Source organism: Nitrospira sp. (assembly GCA_024760545.1).
Taxonomy (GTDB): Bacteria; Nitrospirota; Nitrospiria; order Nitrospirales; family Nitrospiraceae; genus Nitrospira_D.
In genome coordinates this window covers 1,524,419-1,547,368 of record CP060501.1, presented here as the reverse complement: position 1 = coordinate 1,547,368, position 22,950 = coordinate 1,524,419, and the positions used below count along the sequence as shown (strand labels likewise).

At 55.9% G+C, this 22,950-nt stretch carries 22 protein-coding genes; 10 read left to right on the top strand and 12 right to left on the bottom strand.

The features are described 5' to 3' along the window. Positions 1–5 precede the first annotated feature (5 nt). Positions 6–368, bottom strand: a complete 363-nt coding sequence (locus tag H8K03_07380) for a response regulator (protein UVT21711.1) — start codon at positions 366–368, stop codon at positions 6–8. Positions 369–376: 8 nt separating this feature from the next. Between H8K03_07380 and H8K03_07375 the strand changes: the two genes are divergently transcribed. The 4 genes from H8K03_07375 to H8K03_07360 all read left to right on the top strand — a co-directional run bounded on the left by H8K03_07375 (position 377) and on the right by H8K03_07360 (position 4,994). Next, the gene (locus H8K03_07375; GenBank protein ID UVT21710.1) at positions 377–673 is read left to right on the top strand and encodes a hypothetical protein; all 297 of its coding nucleotides are present in this window, start codon (positions 377–379) and stop codon (positions 671–673) included. Positions 674–906: 233 nt separating this feature from the next. After that, on the top strand, positions 907–3,207 hold the full coding sequence (locus H8K03_07370) for a PBP1A family penicillin-binding protein (GenBank protein ID UVT21709.1): 2,301 nt from the start codon (positions 907–909) through the stop codon (positions 3,205–3,207). A gap of 105 nt (positions 3,208–3,312) precedes the next feature. Then, a complete protein-coding gene (locus H8K03_07365; GenBank protein ID UVT21708.1) occupies positions 3,313–3,756 on the top strand; it encodes a polymer-forming cytoskeletal protein in 444 nt (147 codons plus the stop codon). Between the two features lie 140 nt (positions 3,757–3,896). After that, the gene (locus H8K03_07360; protein UVT21707.1) at positions 3,897–4,994 is read left to right on the top strand and encodes an AI-2E family transporter; all 1,098 of its coding nucleotides are present in this window, start codon (positions 3,897–3,899) and stop codon (positions 4,992–4,994) included. A 74-nt stretch (positions 4,995–5,068) separates the two neighbouring features. Here the strand turns inward: H8K03_07360 and H8K03_07355 are convergent, their stop codons facing one another. From H8K03_07355 to H8K03_07340, 4 genes are read right to left on the bottom strand one after another with little or no spacing between them, the layout of a single operon-like run. After that, complete coding sequence (locus tag H8K03_07355) at positions 5,069–5,662, bottom strand: DUF3365 domain-containing protein (GenBank protein ID UVT21706.1); 594 nt, start codon at positions 5,660–5,662, stop codon at positions 5,069–5,071. After that, positions 5,611–8,106, bottom strand: a complete 2,496-nt coding sequence (locus H8K03_07350) for a HAMP domain-containing protein (protein ID UVT21705.1) — start codon at positions 8,104–8,106, stop codon at positions 5,611–5,613. Before H8K03_07350 ends, H8K03_07355 begins: the two co-directional genes overlap by 52 nt. Continuing rightward, positions 8,103–9,248, bottom strand: a complete 1,146-nt coding sequence (locus H8K03_07345; protein UVT21704.1) for a hypothetical protein — start codon at positions 9,246–9,248, stop codon at positions 8,103–8,105. Before H8K03_07345 ends, H8K03_07350 begins: the two co-directional genes overlap by 4 nt. Continuing rightward, a complete protein-coding gene (locus H8K03_07340; GenBank protein UVT21703.1) occupies positions 9,245–9,679 on the bottom strand; it encodes a response regulator in 435 nt (144 codons plus the stop codon). The genes H8K03_07345 and H8K03_07340 overlap by 4 nt, the downstream gene beginning before the upstream one ends. Positions 9,680–9,931: 252 nt before the next feature. Between H8K03_07340 and H8K03_07335 the strand changes: the two genes are divergently transcribed. The 3 genes from H8K03_07335 (at position 9,932) to H8K03_07325 (ending at position 11,666) form a co-directional block, all read left to right on the top strand. After that, entirely contained in the window at positions 9,932–10,171 is a 240-nt protein-coding gene (locus tag H8K03_07335) for a BolA family transcriptional regulator (GenBank protein UVT21702.1), read from the top strand. Positions 10,172–10,180: 9 nt separating this feature from the next. Then, entirely contained in the window at positions 10,181–10,504 is a 324-nt protein-coding gene (locus H8K03_07330; protein ID UVT21701.1) for a glutaredoxin, read from the top strand. 355 nt (positions 10,505–10,859) lie between these two features. Then, positions 10,860–11,666, top strand: coding sequence for a cyclase family protein (locus H8K03_07325; GenBank protein ID UVT22404.1), 807 nt, complete (start codon positions 10,860–10,862; stop codon positions 11,664–11,666). A 472-nt stretch (positions 11,667–12,138) separates the two neighbouring features. Here H8K03_07325 and H8K03_07320 read toward each other — a convergent pair whose 3' ends face one another. Both H8K03_07320 and H8K03_07315 read right to left on the bottom strand, forming a co-directional pair. Next, positions 12,139–13,398: an adenosylhomocysteinase gene (locus H8K03_07320; GenBank protein UVT21700.1), complete on the bottom strand. Its 1,260-nt coding sequence runs from the start codon at positions 13,396–13,398 to the stop codon at positions 12,139–12,141. A gap of 117 nt (positions 13,399–13,515) precedes the next feature. Further along, positions 13,516–14,664 carry a methionine adenosyltransferase gene (locus H8K03_07315; GenBank protein ID UVT21699.1) on the bottom strand — a complete coding sequence of 383 codons (1,149 nt, stop codon included), beginning with the start codon at positions 14,662–14,664 and terminating at the stop codon, positions 13,516–13,518. Positions 14,665–15,019: 355 nt separating this feature from the next. Here H8K03_07315 and H8K03_07310 point away from each other — a divergent pair, with 355 nt between their 5' ends. Continuing rightward, on the top strand, positions 15,020–15,526 hold the full coding sequence (locus H8K03_07310; protein ID UVT21698.1) for a TlpA family protein disulfide reductase: 507 nt from the start codon (positions 15,020–15,022) through the stop codon (positions 15,524–15,526). Positions 15,527–15,528: 2 nt separating this feature from the next. Beyond that, positions 15,529–16,275, top strand: a complete 747-nt coding sequence (locus H8K03_07305) for a sulfite exporter TauE/SafE family protein (protein UVT21697.1) — start codon at positions 15,529–15,531, stop codon at positions 16,273–16,275. Between the two features lie 209 nt (positions 16,276–16,484). Here H8K03_07305 and bamD read toward each other — a convergent pair whose 3' ends face one another. After that, complete coding sequence (gene bamD, locus H8K03_07300; protein UVT21696.1) at positions 16,485–17,402, bottom strand: outer membrane protein assembly factor BamD; 918 nt, start codon at positions 17,400–17,402, stop codon at positions 16,485–16,487. A gap of 215 nt (positions 17,403–17,617) precedes the next feature. Between bamD and H8K03_07295 the strand changes: the two genes are divergently transcribed. Beyond that, positions 17,618–18,610, top strand: coding sequence for a ketoacyl-ACP synthase III (locus tag H8K03_07295; protein ID UVT21695.1), 993 nt, complete (start codon positions 17,618–17,620; stop codon positions 18,608–18,610). Positions 18,611–18,658: 48 nt separating this feature from the next. Here H8K03_07295 and H8K03_07290 read toward each other — a convergent pair whose 3' ends face one another. The 4 genes from H8K03_07290 to H8K03_07275 all read right to left on the bottom strand — a co-directional run bounded on the left by H8K03_07290 (position 18,659) and on the right by H8K03_07275 (position 22,756). Next, entirely contained in the window at positions 18,659–20,515 is a 1,857-nt protein-coding gene (locus tag H8K03_07290) for a PAS domain-containing protein (GenBank protein ID UVT21694.1), read from the bottom strand. Beyond that, complete coding sequence (locus H8K03_07285) at positions 20,512–21,222, bottom strand: response regulator transcription factor (GenBank protein ID UVT21693.1); 711 nt, start codon at positions 21,220–21,222, stop codon at positions 20,512–20,514. Before H8K03_07285 ends, H8K03_07290 begins: the two co-directional genes overlap by 4 nt. A gap of 51 nt (positions 21,223–21,273) precedes the next feature. After that, the gene (locus H8K03_07280) at positions 21,274–22,299 is read right to left on the bottom strand and encodes a methyltransferase domain-containing protein (protein UVT21692.1); all 1,026 of its coding nucleotides are present in this window, start codon (positions 22,297–22,299) and stop codon (positions 21,274–21,276) included. Positions 22,300–22,372: 73 nt separating this feature from the next. Continuing rightward, positions 22,373–22,756 carry a hypothetical protein gene (locus H8K03_07275; GenBank protein UVT21691.1) on the bottom strand — a complete coding sequence of 128 codons (384 nt, stop codon included), beginning with the start codon at positions 22,754–22,756 and terminating at the stop codon, positions 22,373–22,375. Positions 22,757–22,950 lie beyond the last annotated feature (194 nt).

Sequence of the window (22,950 nt, the reverse complement as noted above, 5' to 3'; positions counted from 1 at the left end):
ATGGGCTAATGTTCGAGCGTGAGGCGCACGACTCGACGGATTTCATCCGATGAGAAGGGTTTCTTAATAACACGTCGTGCGCCGAAGAGCTTGGCGACATTTGGAAAGTTGTAGTGACCGGTTGCCTTGGTTAGGGCTATCACTCTGGCATCCAGAAATTCCTGCGTTAGAGCGAGAGTGACATCCATCCCATCTCGCTCCGGCATCAACATATCAGTGATGACGAGATCGGCGGGTGTGTCGCGATAGAGCATGAGACCGGTGTGGCCATTGGCAGCTTCACGAATCTGATGGCCGTCTTCTTCAAGAATGCGACGCAGCAATGCCCGAATCGGCGCATCGTCGTCGACGATCAAGATGGAAGCCATGTCCCTCCTTGACAGCTCCGGCAACGTATACCAATGGACTCGTGAAGCCCCATACCTCGAGGCTGAAATCAGGCTGCTTGCGGCATGGCCGATTGTACTTCAGGGTGGAGCTGGCCTTTGTTGATGCCCAACTCCCCATTCGAGAAGACCAACGCCTGTTGCTTCCTAGCGAGGCGATGTCACTCAATGACCGGGTCGTGGACATTCCCACAATTCATGCAACGGTATCCCTTGGCCCACATGTGTCCGATGGTTCCATCAAAATCCAAAAAATGGTCATTCACCATGAGGCCGTGGCAGCGTGAACAGTTCATGATCGTCTCCCTGTTACAAGTTGTGGGAACTCGTGTTCGTTATGAGAAAGATAGCTAAAGGCTTGCAGATGAGGTAGACCCGGAGGGGGTAACACGGAAGAGGGGTGTCGAGGGTAGAATATGCTGATACGTCGGCAAAGAGATCGTTCATCGGGTGCTGAAATGATGTTGGCGGCAATAGGCCTGCTTATGCCCCTAAATTGTCCAAGTGAGGAATGGCTCTGATGGCGTCGGCTCGTGTTTGGTTCAAGAGAGGAATAGGCGCCGCGTTGGGATTGGTGCTATGTAGTCTCATCGGCCTCGTGATTTATGCCGCCGTGCTCTCCGCCAGCCTGTCGCTTCCAAGGAGTGATGATCATCCTCCGCTTCTCATCTATGGGGCTCCGTTTTTCCTGACGCCGGGGCTCCATCCCGTGGATTCAGGCTTGTTGGACCGTCTGCATCGGCTGGAATACAGGCCGGTCACTGTCACGCCGCGGAGAGCCGGTGAGTATTTCGTCACGAACGATGCGATCGAGATTGTCCTGCGTCCTCAGGAGGAAAATCGGCTTCCCGCCCGATCCATACGGTTGATATTGGCTAACGGGATCGTGACCGAGGTGTTGTCGGTGCCGGATAATCAGCCACTCTCACTCGTGGCCCTCGAGTCGGTCTTGATCAGCGGAATGCGGGCAGGAACCAAACAAGTTCGTGAATGGATTCAGTTGGACCAGATACCTCCCGCGCTGATTGAAACATTGCTGGCCGTCGAAGATCGTCGCTTTTTCTCTCACTATGGCGTTGATCCTCTCGCCATCGGTCGGGCGCTGTGGATCAATGTCACTCGCGGAGCCGTCGTGCAGGGGGGCAGCACCCTCACTCAGCAGCTGGCAAAAAACCTCTTTTATTCTCCCCAACGCACCATGGGGCGGAAGTTCCGGGAGTTTGTGGCCGCGATCGCGCTCGAGTTCAAATACCGCAAAGAAGAAATTCTGGAGAGTTATGTGAACGAGATCTATCTCGGTCAAGCCGGGCCGGTGTCGATCTACGGAGTGAGCGAAGCGGCGCATCGCTACTTTGGAAAAACACCCGCTCAATTGTCGATCGAAGAAATCGCGTTGATCGTTGGATTGATTAAGGGACCCAATACCTATTCGCCGGTAAAAAACGTGGAGTCGGCGACCAAGCGCCGCAATGTGGTTCTTCGTCGCCTGCGCGAAGAAGGCATCCTGACAGAGGAAGCCTTAACGGTGGCCCTGGATCGCCCGGTCAAAGTCGTACTGACCAATGATGCGCTCACCGATGCGCCGTACTTTGTTGATTACCTGTTCAGGGAAATCGAGCAAGGTATAGGGGCGGAAATTCCGGAAGGATCGAGAATCTATTCGACCCTCGATCCCAGAACTCAGCAAATCGTCGCGCAGGTCCTACAGAAAGGATTGGCAAAACTGGAGAAGAGCTATCCGTCGCTGGCCAGTGTTGAGCCACCGCTTCAGGGCGCTGCAGTTGTGCTGGACGTGAAGCGCGGGCATGTTCTGGCGATGGTCGGTGGGCGGGACTATCGGCTGAGTCAGTTCAATCGTGCGGTGCAGGCGCATCGATCAGCGGGATCTCTCTTCAAGCCCTTTGTCTACCTGGCCGGATTCGAAGCGGCCCGTGATCAAGGAACGACCGGTCTGACTCCGGCGACGCTGCTTGCGGATGAACCGGTGACCTTGGAATCCGGCACCGGTCCCTGGTCACCTCAGAATTACGATCGACAGTATCGAGGGCAGGTCACGGTCCGAACGGCCCTTGAGCAGTCACTCAACGTTCCAGCTGTCCGAACGGCTCACCGGACTGGAATTGTGACACTGACGGGCTTGCTACAGAAGTTCGGGATTACCACACCACTGGCCGACAATTTGTCTTTGGCCTTGGGGAGTTCCTCAGTTTCCTTACTGCAGATCACATCGGCTTATGCAGGACTGGCCAATGGAGGAGTTGTCATCCGTCCGGTCGCCCTGTCCAACATGGCGAGTGTGGGTGGCGAGACCATCTGGAGTCCTACCCTTGATCGACGTCAGGCGGCAACTCCACAAGGGACATTTCTTGTGACGTCCTTGTTGAAAGGAGTGGTGGATCGCGGTACCGCCGCCAAGGCCAAAACCTTCGGGGTTCAAGGGCCGGTCGCAGGCAAAACCGGGACGACAGATGGCTATCGAGATGCGTGGTTTGTCGGATACACCCCGGATATCGCGATCGGCGTCTGGGTCGGCTTTGATGATGAGCGACCGCTCAAGCTGACCGGCGCGCAGGCCGCTCTTCCGATCTGGAGTGAGTTGGCGGTTCGGCTCATGCCACGGGGTGCGCAGGATTTTGAGATGCCGTCCGGGGTCGTCCAGCGTCGGATCGATCCGAGAACCGGCCAGCTGGCGACTTCGCAATGTCCGGAGAAAACATCAGAGTACTTCATCGCCGGGACGGAGCCGACGACCTACTGCGAAGTTCATGGAGGCGGATTCTGGGAACAACTGAAGCAGACGTTCGGCCTCTCCTCACCATAAATGGCGGCACGTGCCTACCGAATTGCCGGATTCCACAAACTGTTAGGCGTATCTCCGGTCCTACGGTACCCTTGGGAAGGGTTGGCCTGCACAGAGGAGTGTCCCATGAAAAAGAGCGGGTATGTAGATGACGGCAATATCACGCTGTTGGCAAAAGGCGTTGAATTGAAGGGCGAAATCAAAGTCGACGGTACGGTCCGGATCGATGGCCGCCTGGAAGGTGATGTGCACACGAAAGGTGAAGTGATTGTCGGGGAAGATGGAGTCGTAAAAGGAGCCATCCATGCCGATTCGCTCATCAGCAGCGGACGCATCAAAGCGACGGTGACGGCGACCGGGCGTGTACAATTGCTCAAAACGGCGATTCTGATCGGCGAAGTGCACAGTCCTATGCTGCTGATGGAAGAGGGAGCCAAATTTCAGGGAGTGAGCGACATGGGAGTCACCGGCTGGCCGGAAGAATCATCTCGATTGCCCAGCAATGTTCGCGACATGAATGCGCATCGTGGAAAGGCGGTCGCGTTGATCGGCAGAGAAGCCGACCTCTAGGTGTGTCCGCACTTCTTGTCCTCAGTTTCGTGTCTGTCTAAGGCTCAGTCCATTCTCTTACCCCGCTCGTTCCTTCCGTGACAGATGCCGCTGGATCTGCTATCTACTGACTATCTCCTCAAGAGACTCTGATCTTTTTCATGACTCGACAGCAACTCTTTTCCGTCGTGTTCTTTTCTCTCCTGGTATTGCTGCTGTACCAGATTGGGTTGATGTTCAAACCCTTCGTGCTGTCGGCTCTCTGGGCGGGACTACTTGCCCATTGGGGGTTCCCCATCCATCTTCGGCTGACAAAACTGTTGGGTGGCAAGGAGGCAGTATCCGCAGCAGTGCTGACGTTCGGTGCGTTGGGCATCGTGATCGTCCCGTTGGTCGTGATGGGGGCTATGCTGGTACGGGAAGCGGGAGCAGCGGAACAGGAGATTCGTGTGTGGATTTCGTCCGGCGGACTTCAAAGGTTGCCGGACCAATTGGCGGCCATCCCCGTCATCGGCGGTTGGTTGAAGTCGGCTGTATCGGGAACCGGCACACCGGTGCTTTCCGTAGAGCAGTCGTTGATGACCGGGGTGAAAGAGGTCAGCCAATTTTTAGTCGGCAGCATGGGCGGCCTGCTGAAGAATGCGTTCGCGCTCGTGACAGATTTTTTCATGATGTTGTTGGTGCTGTTTTTCCTTTTCAAGGATGGCCGACAGTGGCTCGCGGTGTTATACGAACTGATCCCGATGGAAGAGTCCCACAAGTCCAAGATCCTGACCCGGTTGGATCAAACGATTCGTGCGGTGGTGAAAGGGATGCTGGTGACGGCCATTGTTCAAGGCCTCCTGGCGGGGCTGGCCTACCTTGCGCTCAGTGTGCCCTTTCCGATCGGACTCACGGCATTGACGATCGTTTTGGCCCCGATTCCATTCGGTGGAACGGGGTTGATCTGGGGCCCTGTTGTCCTCTACTTCTTCTGGATCGGTTCTGTCGGAAAAGCGCTTGCGATGCTGGCTTGGGGGATCGGCGTTGTCTCGATGGTCGATCAGTTTCTTCGCCCATGGCTGATAGGCCAAGATGTGCAGATTCCCGTGTTGCTGCTCGTGCTCAGTGTGTTGGGCGGGCTGGCGCTGTACGGATTGCTCGGCCTCTTCGTCGGACCGATATTGGTCAGTTTGCTCATGACCGCGGTTCAGATTTATCGGGAAGAGTACCAACTCAAGCAGACGGTTGCGCCCGCGAGCTCGTCGACGCCATCTTAACGTCCTCGTCACGCGTCAACCCTCGCTCGCACACAGTCGCTTTTTCTTAGCGACCATGACGAGAACGTCTTCTGCTATTCCAGCGGGATCGTAATCGCGATACCACCCATCACATCATTCACCTTAAAGTCCTGCTTGGGACTCAGTGGATGACTGTTGTGGCATGTGACGCAGGCAGAAGAGACGGCGCGGTCCGCATAGATGGCTTGGAAGTATTGTTTTTTGCCGCTTGAGACAATTCCGGTGATCGGCCGATCGGGCTGGCCTTTGAGCGTCTCTAGAGCCTTTCGCTCGAAGTCGGTAGCGGGGGCGTTGCGTTGATAGATCGGGGAGAGCCCGATGAGTCTATAACGGATACCGCGGCCGCTCTCGGCGACCAATCGGCCCGAATGTTGGAGGAACTGGGCCGGCAGGGGAAGCGCGTTGTCCTGCTCCCAATGTTCGGTTGCTGCGACAATCCCTTTCCCCTGCATACGATTAACGACCTGGGTCGTATAAATCGTGCGATCTGCCTCGACGACAGCATGGACGTAATCCGCGACCCTTTCGGGAGAGATCCCGACAGCGATCGGGCTCTCTTTGGCGGCGAGGAGAGCAGCCACACCCCAGCACCCCCCTAAGATGAGTGTGATGGTTGCGGCTCGGAACGCGAGGCGGAAGTTGCCCATGAGCCTCCTTTGGGTGATTGAGACGCACTGATCGGCAGGGTGACGATGCATGTGGTGCCTTGGCCTTCGAGACATTCGATGCGGAGGTCGCCTCCGAATTTTCGGATAATGCGTCTCGCGACTGTCAGCCCGAGTCCCGAACCCTCCCCCTGTCCTTTTGTTGTAAAAAATGGGTCAAAGACCTTCGAGAGGTGTTGCTTGGAAATACCGGGTCCGGAGTCGGTGATGGTTGCGGTCACCATATGGTCTGACTGGACGGTGGTTAAGGCGAGGGTGCCCTCGCCTTTCATGGCTTGCACAGCGTTGGTCATTAGATTCACCAGCGCTTGCCGGAGTTGATCCGGAAAAGCGAGGACGGGTGTCTCGCCCGCATAGGTTTTCTGGATCACGATGCTTTTCATTTCAACGGTGGTCTGTGCCGTGGCTAACGCTTCGTCCAATTCACGCTCCAAAACGATCGGAACAGGCTTGTCGGAAGTGTCTCGGCTTGCCATGCCGGTGAAATCTCGGATGATCGTCGACATTCGGCGACCATGGGCCACAATATCCTGAGCATAGCTCTTGATCCGTTCAAGATTGTCTTCTTCTTGGATGGCTTCCCCAAGCCCGATGACTCCGAACAAGGGGTTGTTGAGTTCATGGCCGATGCCGGCGGTCAGCACGCCAAGGCTTCCTGTTTTCTCTGCCTGAACCAACTGGTCCTGCAGCCGGCTCTCATCCGTGGTGTCTCGAAGCACCAACCCAATGCTGTCTTCTTCCCCCGGTTTGGCGGGCAATCGGAACCACTGATAGTGATAGATCCGCGATCCGATGTGGAGTTCCGACCGATGGCGGGCGGATTCGTGATCGGCAGTAGGTTCCAACGGATCCCTCGGTGCTGTCTCACGCTCGAAGTCGGCTGTGGCGAAAGGCTTATCCCCGTTGGTCCGGAACTCCGCTTGAAGCTGTTTCTGAACGGCTGAGTCGAGTGGAAGTATCGTGAACAGCGACGCTCCCGACATCGGCTCCTGGACCGTGAAGGATTCGCGGGCCGCCCGATTGATGTAGCGCACGATTTCGTGTGCATCGATTAAGAGAATGGGAGTGGGGACGGCGTCTAGAATCTGATCCGTAGATTGCTGGAGGACCTGGACTTCCTGAGTTTTCAATTTGACTTGGTCGGTCAGTCCGGCGAAAGCGGCTTTCAGCTGTTGATTCATGCGGTTGAATTCTGCGGCCAAGTCCTCCAATTCGTCACCGGTGTGGATCTGAATTGGGGTTCGCAGTTCACCGCGCCCGATGGACTGCGCGGCCTGCTGCAGTTGTCGTACCGGGGTGACAATGCGACCGGCAGCCACGTAGCCAAGCGAGGCCAGCAGCACGATGGCCACGGCTCCAAACACCGTCACCCAGGCGAACAGATGCTCGATCGGCGCAAAGAGCTCATCGGACGATTGCCAGACGAAGGTGTGCCACGACCCATCGTCGCTGGAGCCGTTGGTGACCCGGCTGGTTTCCGAAAGCGGGGCAAACCCGATGACGGACGTAGCCTGCCCGCCGTGACCGTCGCTCGAGGCTTGTATCCAACCGGGTTGCTGTGGTGTCACGAGCGGGATTAACTTCGGATCGGACAATGGGACGCCGGTAGGAAGAATTGGGCAACTGACGACGATCCCGTTGGTATCAATCAGCATGACATGGCCGGTCTTTCCAAATCGAGTGACATGGGTCGCAGGAGAAAAGAATTCCTTGGCGTCGATCACGCGGTGAAGGACTCCGACGACCTCATACCGAAGACTGTCCATGACCGGGAGTGAGATGGAGAATACATAGGCGTTCACCTGCTCGTCGAAATGGACATCTTCGACATAGAGCTTTCCCACGGCCTTGTTGAAGGTCCCCTTCCACCATTGGGTCGTGTGGTGGCGAAACGCCGGATGATCGGTCATCGTTGCTACGAGCACACCGTGTGCGTCCGTCAGGAACAGCATCTTTGTCGAGGAGCGGACGACGTGCGGAAGCAATTGGCCGGGTGCACTATGGACGCCGGTATAGTACTCGTGGAGCAATGCGCTGAGACGGTTGTCCGTGATGGATTTGATCGCGGCTGTTTCTCGATCTGTCCAACGCCGCTCCAAATCAGTGATCGCGGCCGCCGGATTCTTGGAGTCGCCTCGCGCATCACGCCGGTGCTCCAACTCTCGAATGATCGCAGAGTCGTTCGCGATACGAGCGGTGTGCGCGATTTCTTCGGCAAGGAGGAGATCAAGTTTGCGGGCGGCTTCAGTCGCAAGCGCTTCAAAACTTTCCCCGCTGACCTCCCTGATTTCTTGGGAACCCTGCCAGAATGCCATGCCCAAACCCACAACGAGCGGAATGATACCGACGAGCAGCATGGAAAGAATGATCTTGGTCTTCAGCCCCCATCGTGTGCCTGGCCGCGATGATATCGGCGTCTCGCTCATGACGGCGTACTCCTCGCATCGGCTCCGGATTCTCCAGGAAATGTGAGTGTAAAGGTTGCGCCGTGACCAACTTGGCTCTGGACCTCGATGGTCCCCTTCATGTGATAGATCACATTCTTGATGTTGTAGAGCCCCAATCCCGTTCCTTTCCCCGGGGGTTTCGTCGTGAAAAAGGGCTCGAAAATCCGACTCTGTAACTCAGGGGAGATGCCGTAGCCGGTGTCCGAGACACGAACCTGCGTCGCGCCGGCCACCATGGCGGTTGCCAACGTCAAGGTTCCGTGGTGTTCCATCGCCTGGACCGCGTTCGTGATGAGATTGACGAACACATGGAGGAGTTCGTCAGGGTTTCCCTTTACGACGACATCCGGCTGGTAGAGTTTTCGAATTTCAATGTCTTGAAGGGCCACGGCGTATCGGGCAATCTTCAAGGCTTCATCCAGCTTGCCGTTGACGCTAATCAGGCAGTCTTGCCGCAACGATGCTCGGCGAGAGTAGGAGGTGAGATCCCGGCAGATGGCTGTTGTGCGTTTGACTGCTTCAATGATGTCCAGCGCTTGGGCATGTACGGTATCCAAGTCGACTTCTTCAGCCAGATTTTCCGCCATGCCGAGAATGAGCTGGAGCGGATTGTTCATGTCATGAGCGATCCCGGCGGCGAACGAGCCGATTCCCGCCAGTTTCTCCGCGTGGAGCAGCTCAGTCTGTAATATTGTTTCATGCTGCACGAGTTTCCACAGAAGTCGTGAAGCTTGTCCGCTCAAGATATCGACGCTCGCCGGCAGCTGGTCCTGAAGTATCGATTTCATCGCGGGATCGCCGGTGACGTCCATCACAAGGTTGACCTCTTGGTTGTTAATGAGGTCGGCAACCCGCTCGTAGACCGGCACGTTGAGCTCTTGAGCCCGTTTGAGTCCGGGAGCTGAGGAGACCTTATCGGCGATTCCGAGGATCTCGATCGTACCGATCTGATGCAGCACATCGAGCAGCGCGGTCCCACCCCGGCCCGCACCGATGATGGCCACCCTCGTCGGAAGTAGGGTGGGCGCCGGCTCAATCTGTTCACCCTCGATTTCCGGATGAGCAGCAATCGGAGAGGGGGCCGCAACGCCCTTTCCCTGTGATGTTTGCCAGTCCCTCATAGATGAGCCAATTCACGCTGTTCCATGGCACGAGCGACAGAGGCTTTCAATTTTTCGCCTTCCACCGGCTTCACGAGATAATCCACCACACCCTGCCGGAGTAAAGACGTGGCCATGTCGGTGTCCGGGAATCCGGTCAGGACGATCAAGGGGACGCGCGGATAGTTCTGGCGGAAGTAGGCGATTGCTTCGATGCCGTTTACCTTCGGCATCCGGATGTCGCAGATGATGACGTCAAGAAGGAGGCGATTCTCACCGGAGTTGATGACTTCGATGGCTTTTTCTCCATTTTCTGCTTCCAGGATATCGTACCCCGCCTTGTGCAGCGTCATTCGGACGACCTTACGGATGTCGGGTTCGTCATCGACGATCAGCACTCGACCATTACAGCTTTCCCCTCCTACAAAAAACCCGGATTTGAATTCGCTCATAACAGCCTCCTTTGTGACGGACGAAATGAAATATTTTCAGTTGCTGAAAGGGTAGGCGCAAAGTTGATGCCGAGCCTGATAGGATTAAACCTATAGAATCTCAATGACTTGCTCATCGGGGGTTTCGTGCCCTCTTAGGCATCTGGTTCAAAAGCACCACCAGTATGTTGAAAGCCACCAATGTGGATGCCGCATTGCGTTTCCACACTGATTTCAGCTAGGGTATTGAAAACACTAGCGGAGTTGAGACCTGTGATCACACTCGATGTATTGACCGATTATGTTCACAAGTGCCTGCCGGATGCCGTGGTGACAGTGACCGATCGGACGGGAACGATGAATCATTTGAAGGTCGTTATCGTTTCGGATGGGTTTCAGGGAAAGAATCTCTTGGACCGGCACCGCATGATCTATCAAGCCTTAGACGCCCCGATGAAGGATGGACGGATCCATGCATTGGAGTTAACGGCACGAACCAGAGATGAGGCATAGGAGGAGACAATGGCCGATCCGATCGATGACGAAATCCAAAAAGAAGTAAAGGCGCATAAGATTTTGATCTACGGCAAGGGAACCAAGACCATGCCGATGTGCGGGTTCACGAGGGAGACCATGCAGTTTTTTGAAAAATATGGGTATCCCTACGAGCTTATCGACGTCTTGTCACAGCCTGCAAAACGGGAAGCCCTGACGAAGCTGACGAATTGGCCGACGCTTCCCAAAGTATTTATCGACGGCACTTTTTATGGTGATACCGATATTCTCGATCCCATGGCCGCCAAGGGTGAGATCGAACCGCTCCTGAAAAAAGCGTTCGGGAAGTAGCAGGTCATCCCTGCTAGTCTCTTGCTCCCCGAGCGCTCACACGGGGGCAATCATAACTCACATTATGGGCGGTGCTCGCTCGACGGGCGCAGTGAGACCAACAGGGATGCCCTGCCTGGATGATAAAGGTGAGGGTTCAACCCGCACATCTTCCTGTCATGTTTCCTCTCCAGGAATGGCCGAGACTCCTTCTCTCCCGGAAGCCAGGGAAAGGTGGAGCTGCACGTAACTCATCTATGGCGCGAACCTCACCGCGCATCCGTTCGATCCGAAACATAAGGAGAGTGGGAAGAAAGGCTAGCGATGCTACTGCGTTGCAGCCTTCAAATTGTAGACATGGTTATCGCACATGAAGATGCTGACTCCCGTGATAGGGGTACTGATTGCGGTCGCGGGGTGCTCCTCTGCTATTCCTCAGCGCGATGATTTGGCCTGGGAGCAGTCTCGGATTGTTGATCTCACCCACTCGTTCGGGTCGGATACCATCGTCTGGCCGACGGAACAGGACTTCAAGCTCGTCGTCCAGCATGCCGAGGATACGCCGAGTGGGTACTACTACGCGTCTAACCGTCTGGAGATGGCTGAGCATGGCGGCACCCACATCGATGCCCCGATCCATTTTTCCAGAGGGAAGCAGACGCTGGATCAGATTCCAGTGGAGCGATTAGTCGGGACCGGCATCCGAATCGATGTCACGGAGCAATGCGCACGTGATCGGGATTACCGCGTGGCGATCGCCGATTTCGAGCGGTGGGAAGCCGAGCATGGGCGAATACCAAATGGCGCCATCGCTCTGTTGGACACGGGCTATGCGCGATCCTGGCCGGATCGGAAAGCCTATCTGGGAACACAAGAAAGAGGGCAGGAGGGAGTGCGCGCGTTGCACTTCCCCGGGTTGCATCCTGAAGCCGCGGCTTGGTTGGTACGTGAACGACGAGTGAAAGCCGTGGGCATCGATACTGCCTCGATCGATTTTGGCCGATCGACCAAATTCGAAGCACACGTCGCGCTGCTATCTCAGAATGTGCCGGTGTTCGAAAATCTCGCCAAGCTGCATGATCTGCCACATCGCGGGTTCGACGTGATTGCCCTTCCGATGAAGATTGCCGGCGGCACGGGTGGCCCTCTACGGATCATTGCGGTGATATCACCTGCGCACTGATTTTCCCCCACTGATTGCGGCAATACAATTTGACTGGGAGAATGAAGAAGCTCTTTTGTCAGATTGAAGAAAGGATCGAGGTAACCATTCCTGCCTGGAAATCGATCAGTCTGCAAATCCCTAAGCAGCAAAACACAAAAAGGCCGCCTTTTCAGGCGGCCTTTTTTCTCTTCTCTGCAGATGAGATGCGGGTGCTCTCAATTGCGCAGACTCTTTGCCCCTCCCTTCACACGTCGTGAGAGTGGGAGAGCTGGGTTAACGTCACGCAATCGTCTGAGTATGGGTGCCACGAAAAGCGAAGGCAGTCTCACATGAGACTGCCTTCTTCTTCGCTCCACCACGAGCAGGGTGGGGAATGGGATCTATTCCGCGGGTGGCGGGGAACGCCTGCGCTGACGCGCGCAACGAAAGGGCCCCACTGGGGGATGGGTGTAGTGAGCACGTCAGAGCGCTTCCCCGACAGGACCCGCGACTATGTGCCCATTTCCCAGGATGCGAGATACTTCTTCTGCTCCGCCGTCAACGTATCGATTGCCACACCCATGCCGGCCAGTTTGAGCCGGGCAATCTCTTTATCGATAGCCTCCGGGACGGGATACACTTTCTTTTCGAGCTGCTTGTAATTCTTCACGATGTATTCGGCGCCAAGCGCCTGGTTCGCAAAGCTCATATCCATGACGCTGGACGGATGTCCTTCCGCGGTGGCAAGGTTCACCAGCCGGCCTTCACCGAGCAAGCTGACACGATGGCCGTTTTTCTTAAGCGTGAATTGCTCAACTCCGGTCCGAACAACCTTGCGATTACCGGCCAGCTTTTCAAGAGTTGGGATATCCAGCTCCACATTGAAGTGACCGCTATTGCAGACGATGGCGCCGTCTTTCATCGCAGCGAAATGTTCTCCGCGGATCACGTGGATGTTGCCGGTGACCGTTACGAAGAAATCTCCAACCGGAGCCGCTTGTTCCATCGGCATGACGCGGAATCCGTCCATGACGGCTTCGAGGCCCTTTAAGGGATCCACCTCGGTCACGACAACGTCCGCGCCCATCCCTTTGGCCCGCATTGCGATACCCCGTCCGCACCATCCATAGCCCACTACCACAACGACTGAGCCGCAGACCAATCGGTTGGTCGCGCGCACAATGCCGTCCATGGTGGATTGACCGGTTCCGTAGCGGTTGTCGAACATATGTTTGGTGTCGGCATCGTTGACGGAAATGACCGGGAACTTGAGAACTTTCTTTTCGGCCATACTACGCAAACGAATGACGCCGGTGGTCGTTTCTTCCGTACCGCCGATGACATTTTTCAGCAGTTCTTTGCGCTTGGAGTGCAGGTGCGACACCACATCGGCGCCGTCATCCATGGTTAGATGGGGCCGGTGCGCAATCGCGGATTCGATATGGCGGTAGTACGTGGCGTTGTCTTCGCCCTTGATGGCAAAGGTTGGAATGCCTTCATGTTGAACCAATGCTGCGGCGACGTCGTCCTGAGTACTGAGGGGATTTGAAGCACAGAGACGGACATCGGCCCCGCCGGCCTTCAACGTGATCGCCAGATTCGCCGTTTCGGTAGTCACGTGCAAACACGCGGTGACGCGAACTCCCTTTAATGGTTGTTGCCGCTTGAACCGTTTGCGAATCAGCCGCAATACGGGCATCGTTGCTTCCGCCCATTCGATCTTCGATTTGCCTTGGTCTGCCAGCTTGATATCTCTCACATCGTAGTCCACGAAAATCCTCCTTCTGAAAATGCCAATCGGGATTGGTCGGTCGTCTATTGCCGTCATGAAAAGGGGGGCGGGTGGAGAACCCGTCCCCCTTTGCTGACATCGCGAGGCTCACTACGCTTACAGGCCGGTGTCTTTGCGGAGTGCTTTGACCTTGTCGGTCTTTTCCCAGGTGAATTCCGGTTCGTTGCGTCCAAAGTGTCCGTAAGCGGCCGTCTTACGGAAAATCGGCCGTCGGAGCTTGAGATGATCGATAATACCTCGAGGAGTCAAGGGGAAGTGCTTGCGCACAAGTTTATCGAGAATGTCGACCGATACTTTTTCGGTGTTCTTCGTGTCGACGAGCACGGAGACAGGATCAGCAACCCCGATTGCGTAGGCTAACTGTACTTCGCACTTTTCGGCCAAGCCGGCGGCAACGAGATTCTTGGCGATGTAGCGCGCCATGTACGAGGCGGAACGGTCCACCTTTGTGGGGTCCTTGCCGGAGAAAGCGCCACCACCGTGACTACCATGTCCACCGTAGGTATCGACGATGATCTTTCGGCCCGTAAGCCCTGTGTCACCCATCGGACCGCCGACGACGAAACGTCCGGTGGGGTTGATGTGATGCTTCACGCCGGTTGGGTCATAAAGGCCTTTGGGCATCACAGGCTTGATAACCTTTTCCATGATGTCACGTTCAATCTGTTTGCTCGTCACATCCGGGCTATGTTGTGTGGAAACGACGATCGTATCGATCCGCACGGGCTTGCCGTTTTTGTATTCAACCGTCACTTGGGATTTGCCGTCCGGTCTCACCCAATCGAGAATCTTCTTTTTTCGGACCTCGGCAAGACGCTTGGTCAGTCTGTGGGCCAACACGATCGGCATCGGCATGAGTTCATCCGTTTCATTGGTGGCATACCCGAACATCAGGCCCTGATCGCCGGCGCCACCGGAATCCACGCCCATGGCAATATCACTGGATTGCTGGTGAATGGCGGTCAGGACTGAGCAGGTATGGAAGTCGAACCCCCACGAGGCATCACAATAGCCGACATCCTTAATGACATCACGGATAATATCCGGGATTTCGACATAGGCCTTGGTGGAAATTTCACCGGCCACAAAGGCAATCCCCGTGGTCAGGATCGTTTCGCAGGCGACACGGGAATGTTTGTCTTGAGCGATGATGGCGTCTAAGATGCCGTCGGAGATCTGGTCGGCGATCTTATCCGGATGTCCCTCAGTGACCGATTCCGAAGTAAAGAGATAATTGTCTCGCATATGCCCCTCGTGGGTTCAGGTTATGGAAAACCATCGCTGGTCTGTCTGCTGATTGTGAATGTGATGAGTAGTGCTGAGTGATAAGCCAAGCACAAACTTCGGTAATTCTAGAGAGATCGGTTCACTTTGTCCATCACTTCGATAGTAGGGGGGATGAGAATTTGTCATGTGCCTTTACTTGACTCAGGTTTTTGCGGACTTGTAACATATCATGTTGTCATAATGAGCCACCTGGTCCAGAACTCTTAACCTTAGCGACCGCGATTATGTTAAGGGCAAAAGATTGAAGTCCTCGCTGCTCTTAGCTGTGAAACATCCTCCAGCGGCTGCGGTTTTTACCTTCATAGCAGTCGGCATGCTTTTCATGGCACCTTGTTCCGAGGCAGAGTCGCTCCGGACTAAAACGTGGCAAGTCTTCGAACGTGGTGTCGTCCAGGTCGGTGACGAAGCTCCGAATTTCAAGCTGCGGGACCTTGCCGGCAACGTCATGAGTTTATCCCAGCTGAGAGGAAAAGTCGTGCTGCTGAATTTTTGGGCGACCTGGTGTGGGCCATGCCGTGTTGAGATGCCGGCGATGGAACAGCTCTATCGAACCTTTCCACGAGGCGAGTTCGAGATTTTGGCGGTGTCTACCGATCCGCAGGGTGCGGCCGTGACACGCCCGTTCCAGAAACGAATGGGGTTCACATTTCCCATTCTGCACGATTCGGAGTATCGCGTAGGCCTTACATACGGAGCACGGACGATCCCAATCACCTTCATGGTCGACCGTCAAGGTATCGTGCGACAAAAGATTTTCGGCGCTCGTGACTGGGACTCACCAGAGGCACGCGATTTGATTTATGCACTGATGAAGTCGTGACCATGACTCAGTCTATCCCACAGATCTCGCTCATTGCCGCCTTCTCAGCAGGGCTCCTCTCATTCGTGTCTCCATGCGTTCTGCCGTTGGTGCCGAGCTACATTTCCTACATTACGGGGCTATCCGTCGAACAATTGGCGGATGCATCTGAACGGGTGAAGTTCAAGAAAGCGATTGTTCTGAACTCGTTGTTGTTTATCGCCGGGTTTTCATCTGTCTTTATCGCGTTCGGCGCATCAGCCAGTTTTCTGGGCCAGGTCCTGATCACCCATCAAGACACGATTCGACGCATCGGCGGGGTGTTGATTATCGTGTTTGGGCTCTATCTGCTCGGGATACTGAATTTGAAATTCTTAAAAATGGAGCATCGGTATCAATTCCGCAGTCGCCCAGCCGGGTATCTCGGGTCATTCTTGATCGGGGTCGCCTTCGCCGCAGGGTGGACTCCGTGTGTGGGGCCGGTACTAGGATCCATCCTTCTCTATGCCAGTACGACGGATTCCCTTCTCAATGGGGTCGTGTTGCTGACGTTTTACTCGGTCGGCTTAGGGTTGCCGTTGTTCCTGACCGCATTGGGTGTTGATCGGTTCTTGGCCTATTTCAAAGAAGTGCGGGCCTATCTGTGGGGCGTTTCGACCGTGAGCGGAGTCATGTTGGTCTTGGTCGGCGTGATGATCTATGCGAATTCACTGACGATGGTGACCAGTTTTTTGGAGCGATATGGGATCGGCTGGTATCTGGGCCAGTAACGGGCATTGAAACAGAACTCCCCACAGTATCGTTCTTAGCCTCGCGTTTCCCCCAAGGCATCTCAATCGTACACCTCAGGATCCTCACTCCTTAAGGCCTCGTTGGATGGTCTTTTGAACGATCCTTTTAAGCAATCAGCGGGATGCTGGAGAGCGATCTTCAACTCGCTGTGTTCAGCCCTCAACGCTTCGGACTCTTAACGACTGAATCAGCACCAGGCGCCAAGGCGGCAGGCCGTAAAGCCTTGCCCCAGTGTGTTGGTAGAGGGAGCAACAAAGGAATCGAGCGACGAAGGAACGCCCAGCGTCGTCATTGGGGAAGATGAAAGTGAAGAAGCGGATTGTCGATTGGTGGCTTCTGGTCGGCTGCTTCGGATCATTGTCGTGGGCCCAGCGTCGGAAAGGAGGGCCGAATCCGACTTCTGTGCCAGCAGCGTACTTGGTTGTGCTCCGCCGATTTTCTCCAGCAGGCTCTTTCCGGACCCTGAGGAAGGACTGTCCGGATATTTTTCGGCCAATAGGATGAGCTTTTCTCTTGCCCAATCGTCGGCTCCCATTTCATGGTAGGACTTGGCTAGGAAGTACAGGGCATCGGAGGCGACGGGCTTATTGGGGTAGGTCTTGATGATCTGTTCAAACCGATGAGCAGCCGCGAGGTAGGACCCCCGCCGGTAGTAGAATTGCCCCACGAAGAGATGCATCTGAGAGAGCCAATCGTGGCACTCATCGAGTTTTTGCTGAGCCTGTGTATCATAGCGGCTACCAGGGAAGTCTTTTCTCATCTGGTCGAATGCGGTAATGGCCTTTTGCATTGGTTCGGGATCACGATCGATGGTCTTCGCCATCTTAAAATGAATTTCGCCGATCCTGAAGGCCGCGTACGGGGCCAGGACGTGATTGCGATGGAGATCCATGAAGTGCTTGTACTCAACTAAGGCTTCCGCATACTCTTCCTTTTCAAAATACGCTTCACCCCGCTTCATGATCACATTCGGGTGGTAGTGGTTCTCAAGGGTATCTCCGATAAAAATCTGCTCGTCTGTACCACTGATGGCCTTCTTTATCCCCTTCCGTACATCGTCCGTACCGACATCGCCGGCACAGGAGGCCAAAACGAGAGAACTCACGCCGAGCCACGCCACCAGCCAGATACCTGAACACCTGGATGACGGACCAGCAACAGTTCGAATAGCGCGTGGGGCCATGACGGACACACATAGCAAGGATGCGGGCAAAAAGCAATCAGAAGAGTGGTTTGGTTGACCTGCCTTCTCGCGCTCCCTATAATCCCGTGCGCATTGGAAACCTGGACAATTTCCCTAGAATATTTGGTGGTTTTGGCATGATTCGAGCCCGGATTATTGGAACTGGCAGCTATCTCCCGTCCCGGGTCGTGTCCAATGAAGAGATTGCTCCTACGCTGAATTTGTCCCCGGCCAGAATCCAACGGCTTACCGGTATCCGGGCGCGCCATTGGGCCGGTGATCACGAAGCGCCATCTGATCTGGGGATTGAGGCGGGGCGCCGGGCGCTCGATGCTGCGGGGGCTACGGCTTCTTCTATCGAGGCCATCGTTCTTTCCACGACCTCGCCTGATATGGTCTTTCCGTCCACGGCCTGTGCTGTTCAACGCGGATTAGGATGCAAACAAGTGGGGGCGTTTGATGTGTCTGCCTCCTGTTCGGGATTCTTGTATGGACTTTCGATGGCGCAAGCCATGGTTCAGAGCGGACAGGTAAAGACCTGCCTGGTTGTGGCCTCAGAGGTAAAGTCTCGATCGCTCGATCCTCAGGATGCTGCGACAGCGCTGTTGTTCGGTGATGGGGCTGGGGCCGTCCTAATTCGAGGCGAGGAAGATCAATGCCCGGAACGGCGGGGGATTCTCGGAATCAGGTTGTTTGCCGATGGGTCGCACCACGGGCTCATTCGGATCCCCGGTGGAGGATCACGCAGGCCCCTGTCATCCGACACGTTGAACAAACGGGAGCACGTGCTTCGTATGCAGGGAGCGGCGCTGTTTCGCCTAGCCATTCGACGGGTCGAGCAGGCTGTGCTGGACATCCTGAAGGAATTCGGCATCCGTCCGGCGGACCTGAAGCAGGTTGTGCTCCACCAGGCGAACGGCCGAATTCTGACCCAAGTGGCGGATCGGCTGGGTATTGAGCCGGGCCGACTCGCGTCGGTCATCGAACACTATGGCAATACGTCCTCTGCGTCTCTTCCGATCGCGCTCGATCATGCGGTCCGCAGCGGGAACATTTCGACGGGGGATTTGGTGCTGCTGGGCAGCTTTGGCGGTGGGCTGACATGGGCAACCGGTCTTGTTCGGTGGTAAGGGTCGCTTACAGTTTGTACGATTCGTTTAAACGGTAGGTCGAGTACGTCATGCCCTACTTGCTTCCGTCACTTGAGCCAGACCTCTGGCTTTGGGGCTGAGCGGCAGGCGAACGACGAATCGACTGCCTTGCGGCTGATTGGCTTCTACCCACACGTGCCCTCCATGTCCTTCCACAATATGTTTCACGATGGCGAGCCCAAGCCCTGTGCCGCCCAGCTCTCGGGATCGGGCTTTGTCGACACGATAAAAGCGCTCGAAGACGCGGGGACGATCCTGTTCGGGAATCCCGATTCCGGTGTCGGCGACGCTGAGCTCGATCGTCTTCGCCGGGTGATCAGTCCCAAAGGAAGGGATGAGCTTGGCGCCGACGGTGATGGTCCCACCTGCCGGCGTATACTTGATCGCGTTATCGAGCAGATTGGTCAAGACTTGCACGAGCCGGCCTTCGTCGCCCGCCACTGAGGGGAGCGACGGGTCGATCACGGTGACGAGCCGATGCCGATTCTTGTCGGCGATCGGTTTCATGATCGACAGGGTCCGGTCGACGATGGTGCGCAACTCAAGGGGCTCCGCTTTCAACAGGACCCGGCCCGATTCGATCTTCGACAGCTCGAGGAGGTCTTCAATGATCAAATTGAGACGATCGCTTTGTCTGAGGATGATTTCCAGGAACTTTGCGGCGACGGGGGGGTCGTCTTTGGCGCCGTCGAGAAGTGCTTCAACGTAGCCTTTGATGGACGTGAGCGGAGTCCGAAGTTCATGTGAGACATTCGCAACAAAGTCCTTCCGTATTTTTTCCAGACGCCGCAGTTCGGTGATGTCATGGAACACCAAGACGATACAGGCTTCGTTTTCCCGTTCACCTCCCGCCGGGGATGCTTCGATTTGGAGATACCGCCCGCTGAGCGGCAGCATGATTTCATCCTCATGGGGGGCGCGAGATTGGAGAATGGCCGTCACCAGATCGTTGAGTTGTTGATGGCGGAAGAGCTCCGCGCATGGACGTCCACGGGCTTCCACTCGAGAAATGCCGAACATGCGTTCGAGGGCCGGGTTAATCTGCAAGACCTGGCCGCGGTAGTCCAGCACCATGACGCCTTCGACCATCGAGGTGAGCACGGCAAGCAGTTGAGCGCGATCTTCCGAGAGTTCGTCGATCTTCGCGTGAAGCTGCTCCGCCACGTGATTGAGCGTCGTGGCCAAAAGACCGACCTCGTCCTGCGTACTGGCTCGGATGGGAAGGACCCGGCTGCCGGAGCTCAAGTACTGGGCCGCCGCCGCAATGTCCGAAAGGGGCCTGCTGATACTGTGAGCCAGCCAGATACTTACCGTGAGGGCGACGAGGAGCGCGATGCCGAAAGCCAGAAAGAGCTGTTGACGCAATTCAGAAAGCTCGCGATCCAACACAACCATGGGAAGGCTCACACGCACGACGATCGGCGGAGCGGGCTGAGGTTGCCGCAGCAGGACGGCACGGTACATCGTTCGCTCGCCGGTGGTGTGACTCATCCGGATGTCCTGCCCCTGTCCTGTGGAAAAAGCTTGTTGGATCTCAGGCCGAGACCGATGGTTCTCCATGGCGGATAGGTCGATATCCCGTACGGCGCTATCGGCAAGCACCGTTCCGTTTGCGGCAATCAACGTGATGCGAGCGGATGCGCGGTTGCTGAGGTCTCGCGCCGTCTCTTGCAGGGAAGCCGGTGTCGGAGGTGAAGAGTCTGAGTGAAACAGCGGTTGGACCGCGTATTCAACGAGCTGGGTTTTCGTTTCCAGCACCGCCCTCAGTTCGAGGAGGGCCTGTCGCTCGAAGAATTGAACCAGGATCACTCCGGCGAGCACGAGGCCACAGACGACCGCCGCGAGCGTGCCGACCGTCACTTTCCATCGAATCGACCAAGTCATCCTGATCCGTCGAAATCTTTCAGTTTGTATCCGAGGGATTTGACGGATACGATGGCTTCTTCGAGGAGCGGGAGTTTTTGCTTCAGACGGCGGATATGCACGTCGACGGTTCTGGTCGTGCCATAGTAGTCGTATCCCCACACGGCATTGAGCAGCACCTCGCGGGTCAGCACGCGACCGCGATGCCGAAGCAGATGCTCCAGCAGGCCGAATTCTTTCGCGGTCAAGGGGATCTCTTGTTTACCAAGGCTGACCTCATGGCGGGACAAATTCATCGTGAGCGTATCATAGCGGTACAGATCCGGGCCGGTAGTCGGTGAGCGCTCCACCCGACGCAGCAGGGCTTTGACCCTGGCGACGAGCGCTTTGGGGCTGAAGGGCTTGGTTACGTAATCATCGGCGCCCAACTCGAGCCCAACGATCGTGTCCGATTCTTCAGCTTTTGCCGTCAACATAATGATTGGCAGCATCGCGGTATCCGCTGCGGAACGCAGCCGCTTGCAGACTTCGAGCCCGTCCATCTCGGGCAGCATCAGGTCGAGGACGACGAGATCAGGTTTGTCTTCTTTGACTTTCTTGAGCGCCTCGAGCCCGTTCATCGCCGTGACAGGGCGAAGCCCCTCCTTTTCCAGATAGAGTTTGACGAGCTGCAGAATATCCTGCTCATCCTCGACTATGAGGATTTTCTTGTGATTGGTGGAACCCATAGGATGCCTCAGCGTACGGGGGAGGGGAGACAGAGTCAAGTAATGGACGGTCTATTTATAGGCAACAGCCGCGCTCGACGGCCCGGCGAGGTGCATGACCTCGAATCGCTTGAAGCCGACGTCCCCACACCACCGGCGGAAGTCCGCGCCGGAATAATCAAACGCATCGCCGAATTCGATGAGCATGTTGAGGGACATCAGTAGTCCCTGCACATTCTCGCGGCGGGCATCATCGATCAACGCTTCGATGGCGACGAGTGCGCCGCCTGGCGGTAACGCGTCGTAGGCTGATCGGATCAAGCGCATTTTGTCCTCCAGATTCCAGTCATGCAGAATCATACCCATCGTGATGAGGTCGGCCTTCGGCAACGGGTCCTTGAAGAAGTCACCGGACGCCGTGCTCACGCGAGCTTCCAGCCCGGAGGCGGCAATGTGTTTCTTCGCGATCGGTTCGACAACCGGCAGATCGAAGCTGGTACAGGTGAGATGCGGATGTCGCTTCGCGACCTCAATGCTGAGCAGGCCGGTCGCGCCGCCGACGTCGCAGAGGGTCCGGAATCGAGAAAAATCAAACTTCTCCGCGAACGTCTCGAAGTTGATGCGCGAGGCGCCGGTCATCGCACCCATGAATTGTTCCAGCCTGGGCACGTTCGAGTAGAGTTCCTCGAACATGCCTTTCTGCCCGTGTTTGACTTCGTTCTGCGGCCGGCCGGTCCGCAAGGCTTGGGGCAGATCGTTCCAAAATTTGAACAGCCGTGCGTTGAGCATGATCAGAAGCCCGCCGATATACCGTGGGCTGGCTTCGTCCAGGAACACGGCACCTTCGGGCGTGTTGAAATATTTTGCCTCGGGTCCGTCGCCGTCTCGGTCGAGAAACTTCATCGACACAAGCGCGTCAAAAAAGTCGGCGATGGCGCGTGGATGGAGGTGCAATTCCCTGCCCAGCTCCGTGCCGGTGAGACGCCGATCGGCGAGTGTGGTGAACAGGCCGACCTCAACGGCCGTGAGCAGGACCTTGGACCCCCAAAACCCAAAGGCGGTCTGCAAGATGGAAGACGGATTTACGGCAGAGTGCATGTGGGTTATTTCCTTGGTCATGGTTACGAGTCTTTCATCCGGAAATTTCCGCTCGCCAAGTCCGCTGCCTTCTTCACACATCGGTGAGAAGCCCGCAGATATCGATAAATACCCTCACGTTGGCCGAGGTATCCTTGCGAGCGACCGTAAAGATGAGGTTGGACTTGGGATCCGCGTAAAGGGTGACTTCCTGACTCCCAAAATATCGTGCAGGAAATTCGGGATCAGCGATCTCAGAAGTGCCGGCAGGCGCAATGGGATAGATGCCCGTTTTCGACCGTGTGGTCACGTGAACTGCATAGAAGAGCGGTTGATTCGGCTGTCCGAATCCATTGATCCCGACAAATTTGACATCGAATCGTTTTCTGGCTGGAACGGTCAGGACATCGATGTCCTTGACGCTTTCTCCATTACTAAGATTGATGGCAACTCCCGTTTGAAATGGTCTTTGAGCCATCCGAGGCACCTCCTTGTACAGTCAGAACAAAAAGGGAAAGTTTCAGTTGCCACAAAGATATGACATTTCAGCAGGCACTGAGCGTACGGGGGACCGGAGAGAGAGTCAAGGTAACAGCGTGATGACGACATGACGGTGTCTATTTGTTCGGGGACATGGACATGACTCCAAAAAGGTCGGATGTGGGGGGCCGC

Bases quoted from the DNA above. Each gene is read 5' to 3' on its own strand.
- H8K03_07380 (UVT21711.1), bottom strand. From the start codon at position 368: ATGGCTTCCATCTTGATCGTCGACGACGATGCGCCGATTCGGGCATTG.
- H8K03_07370 (UVT21709.1), top strand. From the start codon at position 907: ATGGCGTCGGCTCGTGTTTGGTTCAAGAGAGGAATAGGCGCCGCGTTG.
- H8K03_07365 (UVT21708.1), top strand. From the start codon at position 3,313: ATGAAAAAGAGCGGGTATGTAGATGACGGCAATATCACGCTGTTGGCA.
- H8K03_07360 (UVT21707.1), top strand. From the start codon at position 3,897: ATGACTCGACAGCAACTCTTTTCCGTCGTGTTCTTTTCTCTCCTGGTA.
- H8K03_07355 (UVT21706.1), bottom strand. From the start codon at position 5,662: ATGGGCAACTTCCGCCTCGCGTTCCGAGCCGCAACCATCACACTCATC.
- H8K03_07350 (UVT21705.1), bottom strand. From the start codon at position 8,106: ATGAGCGAGACGCCGATATCATCGCGGCCAGGCACACGATGGGGGCTG.
- H8K03_07345 (UVT21704.1), bottom strand. From the start codon at position 9,248: ATGAGGGACTGGCAAACATCACAGGGAAAGGGCGTTGCGGCCCCCTCT.
- H8K03_07340 (UVT21703.1), bottom strand. From the start codon at position 9,679: ATGAGCGAATTCAAATCCGGGTTTTTTGTAGGAGGGGAAAGCTGTAAT.
- H8K03_07330 (UVT21701.1), top strand. From the start codon at position 10,181: ATGGCCGATCCGATCGATGACGAAATCCAAAAAGAAGTAAAGGCGCAT.
- H8K03_07325 (UVT22404.1), top strand. From the start codon at position 10,860: ATGCTGACTCCCGTGATAGGGGTACTGATTGCGGTCGCGGGGTGCTCC.
- H8K03_07315 (UVT21699.1), bottom strand. From the start codon at position 14,664: ATGCGAGACAATTATCTCTTTACTTCGGAATCGGTCACTGAGGGACAT.
- H8K03_07310 (UVT21698.1), top strand. From the start codon at position 15,020: ATGCTTTTCATGGCACCTTGTTCCGAGGCAGAGTCGCTCCGGACTAAA.
- H8K03_07305 (UVT21697.1), top strand. From the start codon at position 15,529: ATGACTCAGTCTATCCCACAGATCTCGCTCATTGCCGCCTTCTCAGCA.
- H8K03_07295 (UVT21695.1), top strand. From the start codon at position 17,618: ATGATTCGAGCCCGGATTATTGGAACTGGCAGCTATCTCCCGTCCCGG.
- H8K03_07290 (UVT21694.1), bottom strand. From the start codon at position 20,515: ATGACTTGGTCGATTCGATGGAAAGTGACGGTCGGCACGCTCGCGGCG.
- H8K03_07285 (UVT21693.1), bottom strand. From the start codon at position 21,222: ATGGGTTCCACCAATCACAAGAAAATCCTCATAGTCGAGGATGAGCAG.
- H8K03_07280 (UVT21692.1), bottom strand. From the start codon at position 22,299: ATGCACTCTGCCGTAAATCCGTCTTCCATCTTGCAGACCGCCTTTGGG.
- H8K03_07275 (UVT21691.1), bottom strand. From the start codon at position 22,756: ATGGCTCAAAGACCATTTCAAACGGGAGTTGCCATCAATCTTAGTAAT.